This is a genomic window from Streptomyces anatolicus, from assembly GCF_019400875.1.
Taxonomy (GTDB): Bacteria; Actinomycetota; Actinomycetes; order Streptomycetales; family Streptomycetaceae; genus Streptomyces; species Streptomyces anatolicus.
Genome location: NZ_WMBF01000073.1, coordinates 1 through 20,818, shown reverse-complemented (window position 1 = coordinate 20,818; position 20,818 = coordinate 1). Strand labels below are relative to the sequence as shown.

17 protein-coding genes are annotated in these 20,818 nt (G+C 70.4%); 6 read left to right on the top strand and 11 right to left on the bottom strand.

Annotation, left to right across the window (positions count from 1 at the left end):
• From GKQ77_RS10090 to GKQ77_RS10075, 4 genes are all read right to left on the bottom strand, one after another.
• Positions 1-1,077, bottom strand: a 1,077-nt coding sequence (locus GKQ77_RS10090; RefSeq protein WP_219688374.1) for a LacI family DNA-binding transcriptional regulator, incomplete at its 3' end; no start/stop codon positions are given.
• A gap of 74 nt (positions 1,078-1,151) precedes the next feature.
• Positions 1,152-2,789, bottom strand: coding sequence for an extracellular solute-binding protein (locus tag GKQ77_RS10085; RefSeq protein ID WP_219688373.1), 1,638 nt, complete (start codon positions 2,787-2,789; stop codon positions 1,152-1,154).
• A gap of 47 nt (positions 2,790-2,836) precedes the next feature.
• On the bottom strand, positions 2,837-3,733 hold the full coding sequence (locus GKQ77_RS10080; protein WP_219688372.1) for a carbohydrate ABC transporter permease: 897 nt from the start codon (positions 3,731-3,733) through the stop codon (positions 2,837-2,839).
• The gene (locus GKQ77_RS10075; protein WP_219688377.1) at positions 3,730-4,584 is read right to left on the bottom strand and encodes an ABC transporter permease; all 855 of its coding nucleotides are present in this window, start codon (positions 4,582-4,584) and stop codon (positions 3,730-3,732) included. Before GKQ77_RS10075 ends, GKQ77_RS10080 begins: the two co-directional genes overlap by 4 nt.
• A 351-nt stretch (positions 4,585-4,935) precedes the next feature.
• On the opposite strand from GKQ77_RS10075, the gene GKQ77_RS10070 reads away from it, so the two are divergent.
• The 4 genes from GKQ77_RS10070 (at position 4,936) to GKQ77_RS10055 (ending at position 9,068) form a co-directional block, all read left to right on the top strand.
• A complete protein-coding gene (locus tag GKQ77_RS10070; protein WP_219688376.1) occupies positions 4,936-5,910 on the top strand; it encodes a hydroxyacid dehydrogenase in 975 nt (324 codons plus the stop codon).
• A 304-nt stretch (positions 5,911-6,214) separates the two neighbouring features.
• Positions 6,215-7,576 (top strand): gamma-glutamylpolyamine synthetase GlnA2, encoded by a 1,362-nt coding sequence (glnA2, locus tag GKQ77_RS10065; RefSeq protein WP_030786766.1) that lies wholly within the window; start codon positions 6,215-6,217, stop codon positions 7,574-7,576.
• 508 nt (positions 7,577-8,084) lie between these two features.
• On the top strand, positions 8,085-8,300 hold the full coding sequence (locus tag GKQ77_RS10060; protein ID WP_219688371.1) for a hypothetical protein: 216 nt from the start codon (positions 8,085-8,087) through the stop codon (positions 8,298-8,300).
• Positions 8,301-8,312: 12 nt separating this feature from the next.
• Positions 8,313-9,068, top strand: coding sequence for a helix-turn-helix domain-containing protein (locus GKQ77_RS10055; protein WP_219688370.1), 756 nt, complete (start codon positions 8,313-8,315; stop codon positions 9,066-9,068).
• 33 nt (positions 9,069-9,101) lie between these two features.
• Here the strand turns inward: GKQ77_RS10055 and GKQ77_RS10050 are convergent, their stop codons facing one another.
• A complete protein-coding gene (locus tag GKQ77_RS10050; RefSeq protein ID WP_219688369.1) occupies positions 9,102-9,536 on the bottom strand; it encodes a VOC family protein in 435 nt (144 codons plus the stop codon).
• Between the two features lie 179 nt (positions 9,537-9,715).
• Between GKQ77_RS10050 and GKQ77_RS10045 the strand changes: the two genes are divergently transcribed.
• Together GKQ77_RS10045 and GKQ77_RS10040 are read left to right on the top strand one after the other, a co-directional pair.
• On the top strand, positions 9,716-12,748 hold the full coding sequence (locus GKQ77_RS10045; RefSeq protein ID WP_219688368.1) for a bifunctional [glutamine synthetase] adenylyltransferase/[glutamine synthetase]-adenylyl-L-tyrosine phosphorylase: 3,033 nt from the start codon (positions 9,716-9,718) through the stop codon (positions 12,746-12,748).
• A 73-nt stretch (positions 12,749-12,821) separates the two neighbouring features.
• Positions 12,822-13,541 (top strand): hypothetical protein, encoded by a 720-nt coding sequence (locus GKQ77_RS10040; protein ID WP_219688367.1) that lies wholly within the window; start codon positions 12,822-12,824, stop codon positions 13,539-13,541.
• A 10-nt stretch (positions 13,542-13,551) separates the two neighbouring features.
• Here GKQ77_RS10040 and GKQ77_RS10035 read toward each other — a convergent pair whose 3' ends face one another.
• From GKQ77_RS10035 to GKQ77_RS10010, 6 genes are all read right to left on the bottom strand, one after another.
• Complete coding sequence (locus tag GKQ77_RS10035) at positions 13,552-14,397, bottom strand: phosphatase PAP2 family protein (RefSeq protein WP_219688366.1); 846 nt, start codon at positions 14,395-14,397, stop codon at positions 13,552-13,554.
• Positions 14,398-14,501: 104 nt separating this feature from the next.
• Positions 14,502-15,527: a LacI family DNA-binding transcriptional regulator gene (locus tag GKQ77_RS10030; protein ID WP_308117610.1), complete on the bottom strand. Its 1,026-nt coding sequence runs from the start codon at positions 15,525-15,527 to the stop codon at positions 14,502-14,504.
• 25 nt (positions 15,528-15,552) lie between these two features.
• Entirely contained in the window at positions 15,553-17,205 is a 1,653-nt protein-coding gene (locus tag GKQ77_RS10025; protein ID WP_219688364.1) for a glycoside hydrolase family 13 protein, read from the bottom strand.
• A 43-nt stretch (positions 17,206-17,248) separates the two neighbouring features.
• The gene (locus GKQ77_RS10020; protein WP_219688363.1) at positions 17,249-18,157 is read right to left on the bottom strand and encodes a sugar ABC transporter permease; all 909 of its coding nucleotides are present in this window, start codon (positions 18,155-18,157) and stop codon (positions 17,249-17,251) included.
• A 14-nt stretch (positions 18,158-18,171) separates the two neighbouring features.
• Entirely contained in the window at positions 18,172-19,050 is an 879-nt protein-coding gene (locus tag GKQ77_RS10015) for a carbohydrate ABC transporter permease (RefSeq protein ID WP_219688375.1), read from the bottom strand.
• A 62-nt stretch (positions 19,051-19,112) separates the two neighbouring features.
• Positions 19,113-20,405: an extracellular solute-binding protein gene (locus GKQ77_RS10010; protein WP_219688362.1), complete on the bottom strand. Its 1,293-nt coding sequence runs from the start codon at positions 20,403-20,405 to the stop codon at positions 19,113-19,115.
• Positions 20,406-20,818 lie beyond the last annotated feature (413 nt).

Sequence of the window (20,818 nt, the reverse complement as noted above, 5' to 3'; positions counted from 1 at the left end):
TCCCCGAAGGGTGGCCCCGCCCACCGAGGACCCTCCCCGGAGGGGCCGGACGCTGTCGCGGATGACGATGTGCGTGCCCAGGAGATGGCGTTCCTGGCCCGTGCGCGGAGTGTCGGACAGGGCGCGGCGCACCGCCGTGCGGCCCATCTCCTCGGCGGGGATGCGCACGGTCGTCAGACCGGGAGTGATGTCCGCCGCCACGGGATCGTCGTTGTAGCCGACCACCGACATGTCGTCCGGCACCCGCAGCCCGTACTCCCGCAGCGCGATGACGGCCGCCGCGGCCGCCCGGTCGTCCCCCGCGAAGACCGCCGTGAACTCCGGCCTGCCGTCCGCCGCTTCGAGCAGGTCCCGCATCGCGCGGTAACCGTGGTTCTGCCCGAAGCCCACCCCGTGCAGGATGGCGTCGCCGCGCGGCACGCCGTGGTCGGCGAGCGCCCGGAGGTACCCGGCGAGGCGGTCCTCGCCGGTCGTGTTGCCGGGCTGGTAGCCGAGCAGGGCGATCCGCCGGTGCCCGGCGCCCAGGAGGTGGCTGGTCACGGCGTGGGCGCCCGCCTCGTTGTCGTACTCGATGACCAGGGCGGGCACATCGGGCGCCGGGGCGGGGCGGCCGCACAGGACGAGCCGGGAGCCCGCCGCCGCCAGGACCTCGGCGTAGCGCGCCATCCGCTGCCGGTACTCGTCGTCCTGCGTGACCCCGCCCACCAGCACCACGGCCTCCGCCGCCTGCTCGCGCATCATCTGGACCAGGGCCAGCTCACGGGCCGGATCGCTGCCGGTGGACGCGACGAGCGTGAGGCGGCCGTGCTGGGCCGCCTCCATCTCCACGCCCTGCGCGACCTGCGCGTAGAACGCGCCGACCACGTCGAACATGAGCACCGCTATCGTCTTGCGCCCGGCGCCCGCCAACGCGCGCGCGTGCGCGTTGGCCACGTAGTCCAGGTCCTTGACCGCCCGCAGCACCTTGGCGCGCGACGCCGTCGACGTCGGGTAGTTGCCCGCGAGGACCCGCGAGACGGTCGCCACCGACACCCCCGCCCGCGCGGCCACATCGCGGATGGTGACCCGCTCGCCCACTGTCTCTCCCTCGCCTAGCGACCACCCGGCGCCCTCGCCGCCCCGGACCCATCATCGCGCGCCACGGCCCCGGCTCAGTGCGCGGCCTCGTACTCCTCCAGGAACTCCTCGGCGGACTGCTCGCCGCCCTGGGAACGCCACTTCTTGTAGACGCCGTCCCAGTCGGAGAGCTTCTTGCGCCCGGCGACGACCGCGGTGACGCCGTCCGTGATGATCTGGTCCATCGTGGCGCTCTGCCGGTTGTACGTGTCCGACATCAGGCCCCAGTGGTCGTCGGGCACCAGCATCGGCACGACCTTCCGCTGCCAGGCGTGCAGCCGCTTGGTGAGGTCGGGGAAGCCGGGGTAGTACAGCGGCTGCGGGGCGTCCATGAGGTAGGGGAAGGGCAGGTTGGTGCGCGAGTCGACGAGGCCCAGCTCGGTGGCGACCGGGTCGCCCGCCTTGTCGTAGCGGAAGTGGGTGCCCTCGACGCCGTAGTGCATCAGCTCGTACTCCTTGGTGCCGAACGGCGACGCGAGCCAGTTCAGTACGCGCAGCATCAGCTTGACGCGGTCCTTGGACGCCTTCTTGATGACGGTGTAACCGAAACACCCGCGGTTCTGCTGGTAGACGGGGGTGACGCCGTCGACCGCGTACGGCTCGGCGACGTCGAGCGTGAACTCGTCCTTGATCCCCTGCGCGTTGGAGACGGCGGCGCCCCAGCCGTCCGTCATCGAGCGGACCGTGCCGTTGTAGAACTGCGTCTTCAGGTCCACCTGGGAGATCGAGGTGGCGTCGGGGTTGTACGAGCCGTCCTGGCGCAGCTTCGCCATGTACTCCAGCGCCGCCTTGAACGCGTCGGTGCCGTACATGTCGGTGACCTTGCCGCCCTTGATCCGCCACTGGTTGGGCGCCCCGTGCCACATCGCGTGGTAGAGGTAGCCGAAGAAGCCGACGGTGGAGGCGCCGAGCGCGGACTTCCTGCCCCGTGAGGCCTCCCGGGCCATCGCGCGGAAGTCGGGGGCGGACATGCCGGGCCGGTATCCGGCCCTGTCGAAGGCCTCGCGGTTGATGAACATCGCGCCCTGCACCTTGGCCCGCTCGACGGGCAGCCCGTAGATGCGCCCGGCGATGCGGCCCATGCCCTCCCAGGCGTACGTGGGGATGTTGGCGAGGTGGGGGTAGTCCTTCACGGCGTCGCCCGACAGGTGCTCGCTCAGGTCGGCGCACCGGGACTTCACGAACTGGGACTCGCGCGGCAGGACGTACCCGCCACCGAAGTTGATCATGTCGGGCAGGTCGTCGCCCGACATCAGCGTCGACATCTTGGCGCGGAAGTCCGCGTCGGGCACGACGGTGAACTCGACCTCCACGCCCAGCGCCTCGTTCACCGCCTGCCAGTACCCGTTGCGGCCGGCCGGCTTCGGCGGGGTGCCGTAGGTGATGGTCAGGACCCTGATCTTCTGCTTGCCGTCACCCGGCTTCTCGGAGATCGCCCGGACCAGCTTCTCGGGGTACTTCGTGTATCCCGCCTGCACGCCCTCGGCGGTCGGCGCCAGATCGGGGGCGGGACCCTCGGCGGGCTTGTACGCGGGCCAGGGCACCGCCTTCTTGCCCGCGTTCGAGACGCTGCCGCCGCTGCCGGAGTCGGTGGAGCAGGCGGTGAGGACGGACGGGGCGGCCAGGGCGGCGCCGCCGACGGCTATGGAGCGGAGCAGGGTGCGCCGCGACATCGAGGAACCGGACACGTGAATGAGCCCTTCTGTACGACGAGTGGGGGTCAGCTCTTGATGGCGCCGGTGAGCACGCCCTTGGTGAAGTACCGCTGGAGGAAGGGGTAGACGAGCAGGATCGGCACGGTGGCGATCACCAGGACGGCCATCTGGGTCGTCTGCGGGGCGGAGACGAGCCCGGCCTCGCTCAGTCCCGTGTCGGCGATCTGCGAGCCGCCGATGACGTACGTACGGAGGACCTGGGAGAGCGGCCAGTGGTCGGACTCCATGTAGATGGAGGCATGGAACCAGGCGTTCCAGTAGCTCACGGCGTAGAAGAGGGAGACCACGGCGAGCGCCGCCTTCGACAGCGGGAGCACGAGCCGCCACAGGATGTGCCAGTCGCCCGCGCCGTCGAGCCGGGCCGCCTCGTACAGCTCCTCCGGTATGCCCTGGAAGAAGCCGCGCAGCACGATCAGATTGAAGACGTTGATGAGTACGGGGGCGATGAGCGCCGCATACGTATCCATCATCCCCATCCCCTTGACCAGCAGGAACGCCGGGATCATGCCGGGCGGGAAGAGGAACGTGAAGAGGATGAGCAGCAGCACGGGCCGGCCGCCGAAGACACCGGGGCGGGCGAGGGCGTAGGCGAGGAAGGTGGTGCACGCGAGGGAGAAGAGGGTGCCGAGGACCGTGAGGGCGACGCTCACGCCGAGCGCCTTGGTGACGATGCCGCCGGTGAGGATGGTGCGGTAGGCGCGCAGCGTCGGGTCGCTCGGCCACAGCACCCAGCCGCCGTTGTCCACGACCTCCCGGTTGGAGGCGAGCGAGGTCGAGACGATGACGAGGAAGGGGATGAGGACGAGCCCGAGCACGATCACGACGGCCACGGCCTTGGCGGCCTTCGTGGCGAACCGGGGCTTCTCCATCCAGGCGGGCCTGGTGACATGACGGGCGCTCATTTGTAGACCCCCTGCTCGCCGAGCCGGTGGGCGACCCGGTTGGCGGTGAAGACGAGCGCCGCGCCGACGACGCCCTTGAAGATTCCGGCGGCCGCCGCGTATCCGGTGTCGCCGCCGACGATGCCCTGCCAGAAGACGAAGGTGTCCAGGACCTCGCCGACCTCCGGGCCGACCGACTGCCGTTGCAGCAGCATCTGTTCGAAGCCGACGGAGAGGATGTCGCCGAGCCGCATGATCAGCAGCAGGATGATGATGGGCCGGATGCTGGGCAGCGTGACGTGCCAGAAGCGCCGCCAGGGCCCGGCGCCGTCGATGGCCGACGCCTCGTACAGCTGCTCGTCGACCTGCATGAGCGCGGCGAGGAAGATGATCGTCCCCCAGCCGGCGTCCTTCCAGATCACCTCGATCACGACGAGCGGCTTGTACGCGTCGGGGTTGCCGATGATGTCGACGGTGTGCAGTCCGGCGTCGCCGAGTGTGGTGTTCAACAGGCCTGTGTCGCCGAGCACTTGCTGGAAGAGGGCGACCACGACGACCCACGACAGGAAGTGCGGCAGATAGATCACCGACTGCGTGAAGCGGCGCAGCAGGTCCGAGGTGAGGCTGTGCAGGAGCAGGGCGAGGGCGAGCGGCGCGGGGAAGAAGAAGACCAGCTGGAGCACGGCGATGAAGAGGGTGTTCCAGGTGGCGTGCCAGAAGTCCGGGTCGCCGAACATCCGCTCGAAGTTCGCGGTACCGACCCAGGGGCTGGCCCACAGGCCGTCGAAGGGGACGTACTCCTTGAAGGCCACCGCGTTGGCGATGAAGGCGCCGTAGTGGAAGACGAGGAAGTAGGCGAGCCCCGGCGCCATGAGCAGCACCAGGAAGCGGGTGCGCTGAAACCGCTTCCATCGCTCGCCGCGCCCTGGTTTCCCGCCGCTTGACCCGTTATCGCGCCTCTCGGGCGGCTTCACCGCCTCGGTTTCCGCCCGGTCTTTCGTCACCGTCGGCACGGCAACCCCTCCGTCGTCGGAATAAGGTGCCCGGAATCTAAAGCGGTTACTGTACTTGGTCAACCCCCTTGGCCGAGCGTTCTCTTGACCCATCTCGCGCTTTGGTCCTAGCCTCCAGACGGCTGGTCGGTAACCGGTTACTACGAGGGGCGGTCACGCGTGACGGATCAGAAGGATGAGGCGGGGCGGCCGGTCACGGCGGCCTTGGCGATGGGCGCCGAGGTCGCGGACCGCGTGCTCCCGCCGGACCTGCGCGCACGGCTCGCCTCCTGCGTGCGGCTGGCGCCCCCGGTCCTTTCGGGGCCGCTCACCTCTCCGGCGGCGCGCGCGGTGCTCGCCGAGACGGAGGTCCTGGTCACGGGGTGGGAATGCCCGCTCCTGACGCCCGAGGTCCTTGCGGGCGCGCCCCGGCTGCGGGCGGTCGTGCACGCGGCGGGCTCGGTCAAGTGGATGGTGACGGACGCGGTGTGGGAGCGGGGCCTCGTCGTCTCCTCGGCGGCGGACGCCAACGCGGACCCGGTGGTGGCGTTCACCATGGCGGCGGTCACCTTCGGGGCGAAGGGGGCGCTGCGGGCCGCCGCGGGGTACGCGGCCGGGGTCAGACCGGCGTTCACCGAGCGCGTCGGGGGCGACGCGCGCACCGTCGGGGTCATCGGGGCGTCCCGGATCGGGCGCCGGGTGATCGCGTCGCTCCGGGCGTCCGACGCGGGGTACCGGGTGCTACTCACGGACCCCTACGTGACGCCGGCCGAGGCGGGGGCGCTCGGCGTGGAACTGGTCCCCCTCGCCGAGCTGTGCCGCCGCAGCGGCATCGTCACGGTGCACGCGCCCGAACTCCCCTCCACGATCGGCCTCTTGAGCGAGGCCATGCTGAGGCTGATCCCGGACGGCGGCGTGGTCATCAACACCGCGCGGGGGCCGCTCGTGGACACGCAGGCGCTGGCGCGGGAGTGCGCGGCGGGGCGTCTGGAGGCGTTCCTCGACGTCACGGACCCTGAGCCGCTGCCCGCGGGCCATGTGCTCCTCGGCCTGCCCAATGTGCTGGTGACCCCGCATATCGCGGGGGCGCAGGGCAGCGAGGTGCGGCGGCTCGGCGCCTACGCGGTCGCCGAGGTCGAGCGGTACGTCGCCGGGGCGCCCCTGCGCGGCCGTCTCCTCCGCGAGGACCTGGCCAGGCTGGCGTAGCCCGCGCCCGGCGTGTCCCGGGCGCGGTCGGCCCGGGGCACCTCCGCCATCCGGGCCCGGCCCCGAGGGCGCCTTCGAGCCGCCCGTGCTGGCCCGCTGTTACAGATGGGCCGATCAGCAGGCACTATGGGCACAGAGCGGCACGCGGCACGGCCCGGAGCCCGGCGGTACGGGGCCCGGCGGCACGGGGTCCGCAACGCGCCTGAAACCGGGTGATGGGATGCTCGTGTGCCCAAGGCGTCCCGAGGTGTCCCGTGGCGCGGGAGCAGGCGGCCTGACCAGCAAGGATGGGTGGAAGCGGAAGATGGACAAGCAGCAGGAATTTGTGCTCCGTACGTTGGAGGAGCGCGACATCCGGTTCGTACGCCTGTGGTTCACGGACGTCCTCGGCTTCCTGAAGTCGGTGGCCGTGGCCCCGGCCGAGCTTGAGCAGGCGTTCGACGAGGGCATCGGCTTCGACGGCTCGGCGATCGAAGGATTCGCCCGGGTGTACGAGTCGGACATGATCGCCAAGCCGGACCCGTCGACGTTCCAGGTGCTGCCCTGGCGCGCGGAGGCCCCCGGTACGGCCCGTATGTTCTGCGACATCCTGATGCCGGACGGCTCCCCGTCCTTCGCGGACCCGCGCTACGTACTCAAGCGCGCCCTCGCCAAGACCTCCGACCTGGGCTTCACCTTCTACACGCACCCCGAGATCGAGTTCTTCCTCCTGAAGGACAAGCCGCTCGACGGCTCGCGGCCCACGCCCGCCGACAATTCCGGCTACTTCGACCACACCCCGCAGAACGTGGGCATGGACTTCCGCCGCCAGGCCATCACGATGCTCGAATCCATGGGCATCTCGGTCGAGTTCAGCCACCACGAGGGCGCGCCGGGCCAGCAGGAGATCGACCTGCGCTACGCGGACGCGCTCTCCACGGCCGACAACATCATGACGTTCCGCCTCGTCATGAAGCAGGTGGCGCTGGAGCAGGGCGTCCAGGCCACCTTCATGCCGAAGCCGTTCTCCGAGCACCCCGGCTCGGGCATGCACACGCACCTCTCCCTCTTCGAGGGCGACCGCAACGCGTTCTACGAGTCGGGCGCCGAGTACCAGCTCTCCAAGGTCGGCCGCTCCTTCATCGCGGGCCTGCTCCGGCACGCCGCGGAGATCTCGGCGGTCACCAACCAGTGGGTGAACTCCTACAAGCGCATCTGGGGCGGCTCCGAGCGCACCGCGGGCGCGGGCGGCGAGGCCCCCTCGTACATCTGCTGGGGCCACAACAACCGCTCGGCCCTGATCCGCGTACCGATGTACAAGCCCGGCAAGACGGGCTCGGCGCGCGTCGAGGTCCGCTCGATCGACTCGGGCGCGAACCCCTACCTGACGTACGCGGTCCTGCTCGCCGCCGGCCTCAAGGGCATCGAGGAGGGCTACGAACTCCCGCCGGGCGCCGACGACGACGTCTGGGCCCTCTCGGACGCCGAACGCCGCGCGATGGGCATCGAACCCCTGCCCCAGAACCTCGGCGAGGCGATCGCCCTGATGGAGAAGTCGGAACTGGTCGCGGAGACCCTCGGCGAGCACGTCTACGACTTCTTCCTCCGCAACAAGAAGCAGGAGTGGGAGGAGTACCGCAGCGAGGTCACGGCCTTCGAACTGCGGAAGAACCTGCCGGTTCTGTAGCGGCTATTCGTGAATCCCGGCCGGCAGACGGCCGGGGAAAGGGAGGGGCCGACGAGAGCCGGCCCCTCCGTGGTGCGGTCCGCGTTGCCGCGCGGAGGCGCGCCAGGTCCGTGGTCTTTCCGCTGTGGTCTGCGGCCCGTGACGTCAAGACGAGGCGAGACGCTGTCCGCGTCCCTCCGTAGCCGAACCCGATGTGATGCTCGCAAGCGCGATGCCGATCGGCCAGCCCGGGGCCGGGCTGGAATGCATCAACCACCTCCCCGCTGCTGGACCTATGTTCGGTAATTTTTCGTTCATGCAGGTGGCAAGGTGCCGTCGAGTGCCTTTGGCGCCGCATCAACGCCGCGCGAGCGGGGCGGGAGTGCATCAATCCGCGAGGGCACCGGATCTCGTGCCACGATTCTCCAATCTCCAACGGGCGCTTGCCGGCGCCCAGTTGAGAATGCGGCCCGTGACTGAGCCGGGTATGGAAATGACATCCCCGGCACTTCGAGATCCAGAGGAACCCATGTACACACATCGGCGTCTTACCTGTGCCACACCGAAGCCGGCTGCCCGTCTGGACGGCAAGCAGACCGTCGTCGTCATCGTGGTCCTCGTGCTGGGCGTGGCCATGGCGCTGACCGGAATGCCCGTCATCGTCGTGGCCGAGGTCCTGACGGCTTGCGGCCTGATCGGCGCCCATGTGGCACGACGCGCTCCGTCCGCGCCCGCAGGTCTGTGACCGGGGCCGGCCATGGCACGTCCGGAACAGCCGATCTCCACGATTGAACCGGCTCTGGAACAGCTCGCGGAGTGGCTGCGCAGACAGCGCCGGGCGGCGGGTCTGACCCACCGGGAGATGGCCCGGAAGTCGGGGCACGTCTTCTCCGCCACCACCTACTCCCGTGCCACCAGCGGGGCCCGGATCCCCCGTCTGCCCGTGGTGGAGGCATATGCCACGGCATGCGGGGCTCCGGTCTGGAGAGCGCGAGAGTTGTGGCGGGCCGCTCGTGGCGCCGAGCATCCGCGAGCGGGGGTGCTGAGGCCGGACCAGGTGCGCGATCGTGCCGGGTTGATCAAAGCGCTGCAGGAGCTCTACCGCTTGGCGGGGGCGATGCCCGTGGAGGACATGGAGCGCCGGGCCGGTGAGCACGGAGAGCTGCCGCACAGCACCGTGCGACGGATGCTGGCGGGCAATTCCATGCTCGCGGTCGATCAGCTCATGGTCTTCCTGACGGTATGCGGCGTGACCGACCACGATGACCGGGACCAGTGGCGCAGTGCCTGGCAGCGGGCCCGTCGCCGTCTGGACGCGCAACGGATGCGAGGCCACCTCACCCGGATGCACGAAACCTCGGCACACAGGCGTCGACGTGCCCATGACGAGCGGGCCCGCGACGAGCGCGGGCCCGCAGCCGGGGGCGGCCCGGAGATCCAGTGGGTGACGCCCTACCCGGCCGTGGGCCTGGCGATGCCACGGAATCAGGACAAGAGCCTGCCGGTGCCGTAGCGGTCCTCCGTCGGGGGCGCGTCTCCCGCGTCCCTAACGGGGCACGATGGCGTCCTTCAGCGACGTCTTCGCCCGGACCCCGTACTCCTGGATCGCCCAGCCGTTCCCATCGGGGTCCTTGAAGTACATGAAGGTGCCGCCGTCCTGCGGCGCGTGCTGCACCGGCTCGGTGATGTCCAGGCCGCGCGCCGTCAGCTCGGCGTGCGCGGCCTTCGCGTCGGCGACGCACAGCTGCAGGCCCTGGTAGGTACCGGCGGCCGGCTTGGGGCCCGCCATCGTCTCCCAGAGCGCGTCGCCCGCCAGCGCGATGGAACAGCCCGAGCCCGGCGGGGTCAGCTGGACGATGCGCATACCCGGCATGACCTCCGCGTCGATGTCGACGTGGAAGCCGAGCTTGTCGCGGTAGAACGTCATGGACCGGTCGATGTCGGTCACCGGCAGCGGGATCACTTCGAGTGTGTATTCCATGGGCCGCAGTACATCAGGGAGTTGGGGCCCTGTCAGCGTCCACGCGCCCGGGGTGTCGCGGGCCCCTGGCGGCGGCGGCCGGCCGGCCGCGCCGCGGGCGACGGAGTGCCATGAAGGCGTCCGTCCGGGGCGAGGCCGTAGGCTCGGGCACAGGAGTGATCGAACGGAGGCGCGAGACCATGACGGTGCCGCAAGGGCGCAGGAGCAGTACGTTCACCCGGCTGCTGCGGCACGGATTCACCGACCCGTCCGCGGCCGAGCGCCTGCTCGACGCCCCGGAGCTGAGCACGGTCCGCTCCGACCCGCTGCTCCTGGACGCGCTGGGCGCCACCGCCGACCCCGATCTGGCCCTGCTCGGCCTGGTCCGGCTCGTGGAGGCGCAGGAGGACGAGAACGGCCGGCGCGAGCTGCTGGACACCCTGGTCACCGCCAAGCCCCTGCGCGACCGCCTGCTCGGGGTGATGGGCGCCTCCGAGGCCCTCGCCGACCACCTCGCGAGGCACCCCCGCGACTGGCGGGCCCTCGCCACGTACGAGTCCGCCGACCTGCACCCCGGCGTGGCGGAGTTCGAGCGCGGCCTGGCCGACGCCACCGACCCCGTCTCGCTGCGCGTCGCCTACCGCCGCTGCCTGCTGGCCATCGCCGCCCGCGATGTGTGCGGCACCACCGATGTCGCCCAGGCGGCGGCCGAGCTGGCGGACCTCGCGACCGCGACCCTGCGCGCGGCCCTCGCCATGGCCTGCGCCGAGGCCCCCGGCGACGCCGCGCAGTGCAGGCTCGCGGTCATCGCGATGGGCAAGTGCGGCGGCCACGAGCTGAACTACGTCTCCGACGTCGACGTCATCTTCGTCGCCGAGCCCGCCACGCCCGCCGCCGAGCCCGCCGAGGGCGGGGCGAGCGCGGAAGGCGCCGACGAGGGCAAGGCCCTGCGCGCCGCCACCCGCCTCGCCTCCCACATGATGCGGATCTGCTCCGAGACGAACATCGAGGGCACCATCTGGCCCGTCGACGCCAACCTCCGCCCCGAGGGCAGGAACGGCCCCCTGGTGCGGACCCTCTCCAGCCACCTCGCCTACTACCAGCGCTGGGCGAAGACCTGGGAGTTCCAGGCGCTGCTCAAGGCCCGCCCGGTCGCGGGAGACCTCGCGCTCGGCGAGGAGTACGTCACCACCCTCGCGCCACTGGTCTGGCACGCCGCCGAGCGCGAGAACTTCGTGGCGGACGTGCAGAAGATGCGCCGCAGGGTCGTCGAGAACATCCCGGCCGGAGAGGTCGACAGGGAGCTGAAGCTCGGCCCCGGCGGACTGCGGGACGTCGAGTTCGCCGTCCAGATGCTCCAGTTGGTGCACGGCCGCAGCGACGCCTCGATCCGCAGCGGCTCCACCCTCGCCGCCCTGCACGCCCTCGGCGCGGGCGGCTACGTGGGCCGGGTCGACGCCGCCCAGCTCGACGACGCCTACCGCTTCCTGCGCTCCCTTGAGCACCGCATCCAGCTGTACAAGCTGCGCCGCACCCACCTGGTGCCCGAGAACGACGCCGACCTGCGCCGCATCGGCCGCTCCCTGGGAATGCGCACGGAACCGATCACCGAGCTGGGCCGCGCCTGGAAGCGGCACACCTCCGTCGTACGCCGCCTGCACGAGAAGCTCTTCTACCGTCCGCTGCTCGACGCCGTCGCCCAACTCGCCCCCGGCGAAGCCCGCTTGAGCACCGAAGCGGCCCGCGAACGGCTCATCGCGCTCGGCTACGCGGACCCGAGCGCCGCGCTCAGGCACCTGGAGGCGCTGGCGTCCGGCGTCTCCCGCAAGGCGGCCATCCAGCGCACGCTGCTGCCCGTCCTGCTCGGCTGGTTCGCGGACTCCGCGGACCCCGACGCGGGCCTGCTGAACTTCCGCCAGGTCTCCGACGCCCTCGGCAAGACCCCCTGGTACCTGCGGCTGCTGCGCGACGAGGGAGCCGCCGCCGAGAACCTCGCCCGCGTCCTCTCCGCCGGACGCCTCGCCCCCGACCTGCTGCTCCGCGCCCCCGAGGCGGTCGCCCTGCTCGGCGACGAACGGGGCCTCGTGCCGCGCGGCCGCGCCCACCTGGAGCAGGAGATCCTGGCCGCGGTGCGCCGCGCGGACGGCGCCGAGCAGGCCGTGACGGCGGCGCGCGGGGTACGCCGCCGTGAGCTGTTCCGCACCGCCGCCGGGGACATCATCGGCTCGTACGGCACCGAGGAGAGCCCCGCCGAGGCCGACCCCGGCGCGCTGGTGGACCGGGTCGGCGATGCCATCTCCGACCTCACCGCCGCCACGATCGCGGGGACCCTGCGCGCGGTCGTCCGCGAGGGCTGGGGCGACACGCTGCCGACCCGCTTCGCGGTCATCGGCATGGGCCGCTTCGGCGGCCACGAACTGGCCTACGGCTCGGACGCGGACGTCCTGTTCGTCCACGAGCCGCGCGAGGGCGCCGACGAGCAGGAAGCGGCGAAGGCCGCGGCGAAGGTGGTCGCGGAGATGCGCAGGCTCCTCCAACTCCCCTCCGCCGACCCGCCGCTGGCCATCGACGCGGATCTGCGCCCGGAGGGCAGGAGCGGGCCCCTGGTGCGCACCCTCAAGTCGTACGAGGCCTACTACCGCCGCTGGTCCCTTGTCTGGGAGTCCCAGGCGCTGCTGAGGGCCGAACCGGTCGCGGGGGACGAGGAACTGGGCCGCGCCTTCATCGACCTGGTGGCCCCCCTGCGCTATCCGGCGGAGGGCCTGGGCGAGGACGCCGTGCGCGAGATCCGCCGCCTCAAGGCCCGCATGGAGGCGGAACGGATGCCGCGCGGCGCCGACCCGACCCTCCACACCAAGCTGGGCCGAGGCGGCCTGTCCGACGTCGAATGGACCGTCCAGCTCCTCCAGCTGCAACACGGCTGGGCCGAGCCCGGCCTGCGGACGACCCGCACCCGTGAGGCCCTGGCCGCGGCGTGCGCGGCGGGCCTTGTCCCGACCCAGGACGCGGCGATCCTCGACGAGGCGTGGGTCCTCGCGACCCGGGTGCGGAACGCCGTGATGCTCGTACGCGGCAGGGCGGGCGACACCTTCCCCTCCGGGGGCCGCGAGCTGGCGGCGGTGGGCCGGTACCTCGGCTACGACGCGGGGCACGTCGGCGACATGCTGGACGACTACCGCAGGATCACGCGCCGGGCCCGGGCGGTCGTGGAGGAGCGGTTCTACGGGGCGTAGCGGCGCCTGGCCGGGCCATGATTCTTCCGTCGGGGCCGGGTCCGGCCCCGGGCCGGACCGCTACGCTGGGCCGGTGATCCGCGTGATCCGGCGGTACTTCGAAGGCCTCAGCCGCTTCGAGGCGGCGTTCGTGGTGGCCGTCGTGTGCCTCGCGGCCGTGGGGATCGGCCGGGCGTTCTGGCCGAGCCCCGACGGTGCCACTCCCCGGCCCACGGCGACGGTCAAGAAGCTGCCGGTCGTGATCGGTTCGCCCGAGCCGACGCTCATCGACTCCCAAGGGGAGCGGTCGGACATGGGCCTGCCGCCGCCGCCCGCTTCCGACGCCTCGCTCACCGAGAAGGTCCTTGACGAGATACGGGAGAAGGCTCTCGTCATGGCGGGCATCCCCGCCCAGGTCGGTACCAGGTGCGAGGGCGGCGGGGTCACGGTGAAGAAGGGGGAGTGGACGCCGTGCACCGCCACCTACCGGGGCGTGGAGCTGGTCTGGGAGGTGTTCATCGAGGACGTGACCGGCGGAGGAGCCGGGATCGTCCAGTTGATCGATTACCAGCTCTTCCCTCCCGACTCGGGCGTACTGCTGGCCAAGACGGTCCACGGCCGGTTCTGGGCTCAGCACCACGAGGACGCGAAGGAACTGCGCTGCGACAGGATGCCGCACCTCAAGAAGGTCGCGCTCGGCAAGGACACCGGATACCGCTGCCAGTACCTGGACGCGACCGGTGACACGCCGCGCTGGGTGAACAAGAAGGTCTTCCTCGAAGAGGTCGGCCCTGTCTTCCGGGAGACCTGGTGATAGGGCGTCGCTAGACCTCGCGCGGCAGCGCGTGCGGCGGCGCGCCGTACCAGAGGCGGGCCACCGCGAGGCCGAAGGCCAGGCACATCAGGCCGCCGACCGCGTCCAGCCAGAAGTGGTTGGCGGTCGCCACGATCACCACGAGCGTCGCCGTGGGGTAGAGCAGACCGAGCACCTTCGCCCACGGCACCGAAGCGAGGGCGAAGATCGTCAGACCGCACCACAGGGACCAGCCGATGTGCATCGACGGCATCGCCGCGTACTGGTTCGACATGCTCTTCAGGTCGCCCGAGGCCATCGAGCCCCACGTGTGGTGGACCAGGACCGTGTCGATGAAGGTCGTGCCGTTCATCAGACGGGGCGGCGCCAGCGGATACAGGTAGTAGCCGACAAGGGCCACCGCCGTCGTCGCGAAGAGGACGAGGCGCGTGGCCGCGTACCGGCCGGGATGCCATTTGAAGAGCCAGACGAGGACACCGAGCGTCACCACGAAGTGCAGCGTCGCGTAGTAGTAGTTCATGCCGACGATGAGCCATGTCACCGAGTCGACGGCGTGGTTGACGCTTCTCTCGACGGCGATCCCGAGATCGTGCTCGACGCGCCAGATCCAGTCCGCGTTCCGCAGCGCCTGCGCCTTCTGCTCCGGGACCGCGTTGCGGATCAGTGAGTACGTCCAGTAACTCACCGCGATCAGCAGGATCTCGAACCACAGCCGGGGGCGGCGGGGGGAGCGCAGACGACGCAGGACGTCCCGCCCACTGCGGCCGGACCGCTCGCCCGCCAGGGGCTCGCCCGCGATGGGTGGATCAGCGGGGGCCTGCCGGCCCTCAAGTGTCGTCACGATCGTCTCACCCATAGGCACAGAGTCTGCCAGATCCCGCCCCCCGACCGATCATCCCCTGGTCGGGTCCTGACCGCATTCTCTACACCGCGAGGACGAGCACGTGATCCGGGGGATCCCTAGGGGCGCCTGGGCGCCGAGGCTGTTGAACCTCGAACGACCAGCTCCGGCATGAAGACGAATTCGCTCTGCGGGGCGGGGGTCCCGCCGATCTCCTCCAGGAGTGTACGCACCGCCGCCTGCCCCATCGCGGGCACCGGCTTGCGGACCGTGGTCAGGGGTGGATCGGTGAACGCGATCAGCGGCGAGTCGTCGAAGCCGACCACCGACACGTCGTCCGGGACCTCCAGACCGCGCTGGCGGGCCGCCCGTATCGCCCCGAGCGCCATCATGTCGCTGGCACACGCGATCGCCGTGCAGCCGCGGTCCATCAGCGCCGCGGCCGCCGCCTGGCCGCCCTCCAGGGTGTAGAGGGAGTGCTGGACGAGATCCCCCTCGATCTCCTCCGGCGTCAGGCCCAGCTGGTCCTGCATCGTGCGTACGAAACCCTCGATCTTCCGCTGGACCGGCACGAACCGCTTGGGGCCGAGGGCGAGTCCTACGCGCGTATGCCCCAGGGAGACCAGGTGCGTGACCGCCAGCCGCATCGCCGCGCGGTCGTCCGGCGAGATGAACGGCGCCTGCACCTTCGGCGAGAAACCGTCCACCAGGACGAAGGGCACGCCCTGCGCCCGCAGCTGCTCATAGCGCTGCATGTCGGCCGAGGTGTCCGCGTGCAGGCCCGAGACGAAGATGATCCCCGCCACCCCGCGGTCCACCAGCATCTCGGTCAGCTCGTCCTCGGTGGAGCCGCCGGGGGTCTGGGTGGCGAGGACCGGGGTGTACCCCTGCCGGGTCAGCGCCTGCCCGATCACCTGTGCGAGCGCGGGGAATATCGGGTTCTCCAGCTCCGGCGTGATCAGTCCGACCAGGCCCGCGCTGCGCCGGCGCAGCCGCACCGGGCGTTCATAGCCGAGCACGTCGAGCGCGGCGAGCACGGACTGACGGGTGGCCGCGGCGACGCCCGGCTTGCCGTTGAGCACGCGGCTTACTGTCGCTTCGCTGACCCCCGCCTGGGCTGCGATGTCGGCTAGCCGTGCGGTCACAGGATTGGACTGTACCGGTCGCATCTCAGGCTGCCCACCAGACCGTTGAATCGGCGGGCAGCACGGTCTCGTCGGCGCCCGGCGCCACATCCGCGCTCGCCAGGAGCAGGGCGCCGGGGGTGGGCAGCGTGACGGGGGAGCCGGTGAGGTTCACCGTGCAGACGAAGACCGACCCGGCGCAGGTGCGGCGGAAGGCAAGCACGCCCTCGGGGGCGTCCAGCCACTCGACGCCCCGGCCCGCGCCGAGCGCCGGGTGCTCGCGGCGCACGGCGAGCGCGGCGCGGTAGAACTCCAGCGTCGAGGTGGGGTCGCCGGTCTGCGCCGCCACCGTCAGCTCCCGCCACGACGCGGGCTGCGGCAGCCAGCTCGGGCCGCCCTCCACCGGGCCGAAGCCGAACGGCGCGCGCTCACCGGACCAGGGCAGCGGCACCCGGCACCCGTCCCGCGTACCGTCCTGCCCGGTGGAGCGGAAGAACGCCGGGTCCTGGCGCACCTCGTCCGGCAGGTCGGTGACCTCGGGAAGCCCCAGCTCCTCGCCCTGGTAGAGGTACGCGGAACCGGGCAGCGCCAGCATCAGCAGCGTGGCGGCGCGGGCCCGGCGCAGACCGCGCGCCTCGTCGCCGCCGGCGAAGCGGGTGGAGTGGCGTACGACGTCGTGGTTGGAGAGCACCCAGGTGGCGGGGGCGTCCACGGAGTTCATGGCGGCCAGCGAGCGGTCGATGACGGCGCGCAGCGCGTCGGCGTCCCACTCGGTCGTCAGATACTCGAAGTTGAAGGCCTGGTGCAGCTCGTCGGGGCGCAGGTACAGGGCGCTGCGCTCGACGGTCGGCGTCCACGCCTCGGCGACGGCGATGCGCTCGGTGCCGTCCTCGCGTGTGTACTCGTCGAGGATGCGGCGCCAGTCGCGGTAGATCTCGTGGACGCCGTCCTGGTCGAAGTAGGGCACGGCCTGGCTGCCGAGCAGCTTGACCTGCTCCTCGTGGCCGATGTCGGGCAGCCCCTCCGCCTTGACCAGGCCGTGCGCGACGTCGATGCGGAAGCCGTCGATGCCGAGGTCGAGCCAGAAGCGCAGGATGGAGCGGAACTCGTCCTTGACCGCCGGGTGGTCCCAGTTGAAGTCGGGCTGCTCGGGCGCGAAGAGGTGGAGGTACCAGGAGCCGTCCTCCACGCGGGTCCAGGCGGGGCCGCCGAAGATGGACTCCCAGTCGTTCGGCGGCAGTTCGCCCTCCTCGCCCTTGCCGGGGCGGAAGTGGAAGCGGTCGCGCAGCGGCGACCCGGGGCCCTCACGCAGCGCCTGCTTGAACCACTCGTGCTGGTCGGAGCAGTGGTTGGGCACCAGGTCGACGATGACGCGCAGGCCCAGCGAGTGGGCTTCCCGCACAAGGTCGTCGGCGTCGGTGAGGGTGCCGAACATGGGGTCCACCGCGCGGTAGTCCGCCACGTCGTAGCCCGCGTCGGCCTGCGGCGAGGCATAGAAGGGGGAGAGCCAGACGGCGTCCACGCCCAGGTCGCGCAGGTGCGGAAGCCGCGCTCTGACGCCGGGCAGATCACCCATGCCGTCGCCGTTCCCGTCGGCGAAGCTGCGCGGGTAGACCTGGTAGATGACCGCGTCCCGCCACCACTCCCGGGTGGGAACGGAGTCGGTGAGGGCGGGCGCGGCGGTGACGTGCTGGGTCATGAAGTCCCTTAGGAGTGCGGGGAGTGGCCGGGGTGGTGGCGGGTCAGGACTTGGTGCCGCCGGCCGTAAGGCCCGACACCAGATTGCGCTGGACCAGAAGGAAGACGAGCGTCGCCGGGACCAGGATGATCACCGAGGCGGCGGTCATCATGGCCCAGTCCGCGCGGGACTCGGTGGCGAAGGTACGGATTCCGACGGCGAGGGTGTAATGGTCGGCGCCCATGAACTGGGAGGCGTAGGCCACTTCTCCCCACGCGGTGAGGAAGCTGTAGAACGCCGTCACCGCGAGGCCCGGCTTGGCGAGCGGCACGATGAGCCGCCAGAAGGTGCCGAAGGGGGTGAGGCCGTCGACGCGTCCCGCCTCGTCGATCTCGTGCGGGATGGTGTCGAAGTAGCCCTTCATCATCCAGGCGCAGAAGGGGACCGCGGTCGTCGCGTACGTGAGGATGAGCCCCAGGTAGTTGTCGATCAGGTCGAAGCGGGCCAGGAGTTCGTAGAGCGGCACGATCAGGACGGCCATCGGGAACATCTGGGTGACCAGGAAGCTCCACATCAGCTGCCGGTGGCCGGGGAAGCGCATCCGGGAGACCGCGTAACCGGCGGTCGCCGCGAGGAAGACGCCGAGGACGGTGGTGCCGCCCGCGACGATCACCGAGGCGCCGAACCAGTGCGGGAAGTCGGTGTCGGTGAGGACCTTGACGTAGTTGTCGAGGCTCAGGTTGCCGAGCACCTCGCCCGGGCTCTGCCAGGCCGTCTTGGGGCCCAGCGAGATGAAGACGATCCACGCCACGGGGAAGGCTGCGACCAGGCTCGCCACGATCAGCGTGCCGTGCAGCGCGACGGAGGCGAGCGTGGAGCGCTCCTCGCGGCCGCGGACCTTCTTGGGACGCGGCGCCGGGGTCTTGGCGAGGGCTCCGGTGGTGGCCGGGGAGTGGGTGGTTGCTGAGGTCATGGTGACGGGCCCCCTCAGGCCTGCTCGGTCTTGAGCTGGCGGCGGCGGTAGAAGGTCGAGAAGGCGAGGAGGAGGGCGAGGATCACGATTCCGTAGGTAGCTGCGCCGGAGTAGTCGGACACTCCGGTGAACGCCTTGCGGAAGGCGAAGGTCACGAGGATGTCCGCCTCACCGGTGGTGTTCTGGCCGAGCAGCAGGTAGATCACCGCGAACATGTTGAACGTCCAGATGCAGCCGAGCAGCACCACGGTGTTGGTGACCGGGCGCAGGCCGGGCAGGGTGACGTTCACGAAGCGCTGCCAGGGGGAGGCGCCGTCCATCTCCGAGGCCTCGTACAGCTCCTTGGGGATGGACTGGAGTCCGCCGAGGAGCGCCACCATGTTGAAGGGGACGCCGATCCAGACGTTCACCATGATCACGGCGACCTTCTGGGCGAACGGCGTGGCCAGCCAGTTCTGGGCGGGCAGGCCGACGGCCGTGATCATCTCGTTGAAGACGCCGTACTGCGAGTTGAGCATCAGCCGCCAGGCGAAGACGCCGACGAAGGCGGGGACCGCCCACGGCAGGATCAGCAGGGCGCGGTAGAGGAGCTTGGCCCGCATCTTGCGGTTGAGCAGGAGCGCGAGGCCCATGCCGATCGCGATGTGCAGGGCGACGCAGGAGACGGTCCAGATGATCGTCCAGGTCAGGCGCGGATAGAAGTCGCCGTCCGCGCCCGAGAGGATCGACCAGTAGTTGTCGAGCCCGACCATCTTGTACGTCGCCGGGGCGTGGTAGGCCCCGATGTCGCGCGCCACGTTCGCCTCGTTGGCGTTGGTGAGCGAGAGGTAGAAGCCGTAGCCCAGCGGATACAGGACCAGTACCGCGAGGACGATGACGACCGGAGCCACCATCGCCCACGCGTACCAGTACTTCTGCCAGGAGTGGCGAAGCGCGGTGATCAACTGTGCCTGCCTCAGCCGCTGATGGTGTAACCGGGGAGCAGCTTCTTGAAGTCCTCGGCGGCCGCGTCGAGGCCGGACTTCACGGAGACGTCACCCTGGAGGATCTTCGTGTACTGCTGCACCAGCGGCGTGAAGAGGCTGCCGACCTGGGGGAGCGCCACGCGGGGCCGCGCGGACTTCATGATCGGGTGGAAGCCCTTGATGCGGGCGTCCTTGGTGACCTCGGGCGTGTACGCGGACTCGCGGGTCGGCAGCGTCGCGGTCTCGGCGGCGATCTTCTGCTGGCTCTTGGAGGAGGTCATGAACTGGGTGAAGAGGTAGGCGGCGTCCAGGTTCTTCGAGCCCTGGTAGACGGTGAGGTCGTGGCCGCCGGTGGGCGCCTGCGGCTTGCCGGTGGAGCCGGCCGGGACCGGGGCGAAGCCGAGGTTGTCCTCGTTCCCCTTGAACGCCTTGCCGGAGAGGTCGTCGGTGACCGACCAGGGGCCCTGGATGACCATGGCGACCTCGCCGTTCTTGAACGAGGTCTGCATGTTGTCGTAGGCGTTGGCGAAGTCGACCTTCGCGGATGCCTGGTCGTAGACCTTCTTCGCGGTGGTGACGGCCTTGACGGCCTCCGGCGAGTTGATCGTGATCTTCTTCGTCTTCGTGTCGGCGAGGTCGGTGCCCTCGCCGTAGAGGAAGGGGAGCAGGAAGTAGGAGTCGGGGTTGAGGTAGGTGCCCTCGACGCCGGTCTTCTTCTTGATGGTCTTCGACGTCTCGATGAACTCGTCCCAGGTGGTGGGCGCCTTCTCGATGCCGGCCTTCTTGAAGAGCTTCTTGTTGTAGAGGATGCCGAGGGTGTCGGTGACCGACGGGACGCCGTACGTCTTGCCCTGGTACTTCGTGGTGTTCAGCGGGCCCTCGGTGAAGTCGTCCGTGCCGCCCTTGAGGGCGAGGGTGCCGTCCAGCGGGGCGATGTAGTGCAGCGAGGCGTACTCGGGGATCAGGCCGACGTCGGCGCGCATCACGTCGGGGGCGCCCTTGCCGGTCTTCGCGGCCGACTTGAACTTCTGCTCGATCGACGCGAACTCGATGTTCTCGTAGTTGACGTCGATCTTCGGGTACTTCCGCTCGAAGTCGGCGATCAGCTTCTTGTAGACCGGCGCCTCGGTCGTGGCGTCCGAGGTGTCCCAGTAGGTGAGGGAGCCGGAGATGTCCTTGGCGTCCTTCGCCTTGCCGGTCGAGCCTTCGTCGTCGCTGCCGCAGGCGGTGGCGGTGAGCGCAAGGGCGCAGACCGCGGCGGCGATCGATATGCCACGTCGCATAGTGAACTCCTGAGGGATGGACCCGCTGGGCCGTCCGTCCCATCGACGGCTGCCGGGCTGGCAGGAAGTTAACAGCCTTGCAATGCTTTGCGGAAGAGCTTGCAACCACTTTGTAGCCCCGTAAGGGGCGCGGGGAACTGCACGACCGGCCCAATACGGTCCGCACCCGTCATTTCGCTGCAGCGGACAGACGCGATCGCCCCGCAGGACGCCAACCGCGCACCGCGAGGGCCTCTGCGGGCCGCCTCCGAGTCGCTTCTTGCAAACTCTTGCTGCAAGGGTGTCCCCCGGGTACCTTCCCCGGTCATGGCCCAGCTCAGGCACCGCACGGCAACCGGCACAGTCCTCGCACTCATCGCGGCCCTCCTGGCCGCGATACCCGCCGGGGCGGCCCCCGCACCACCCCCCGACAC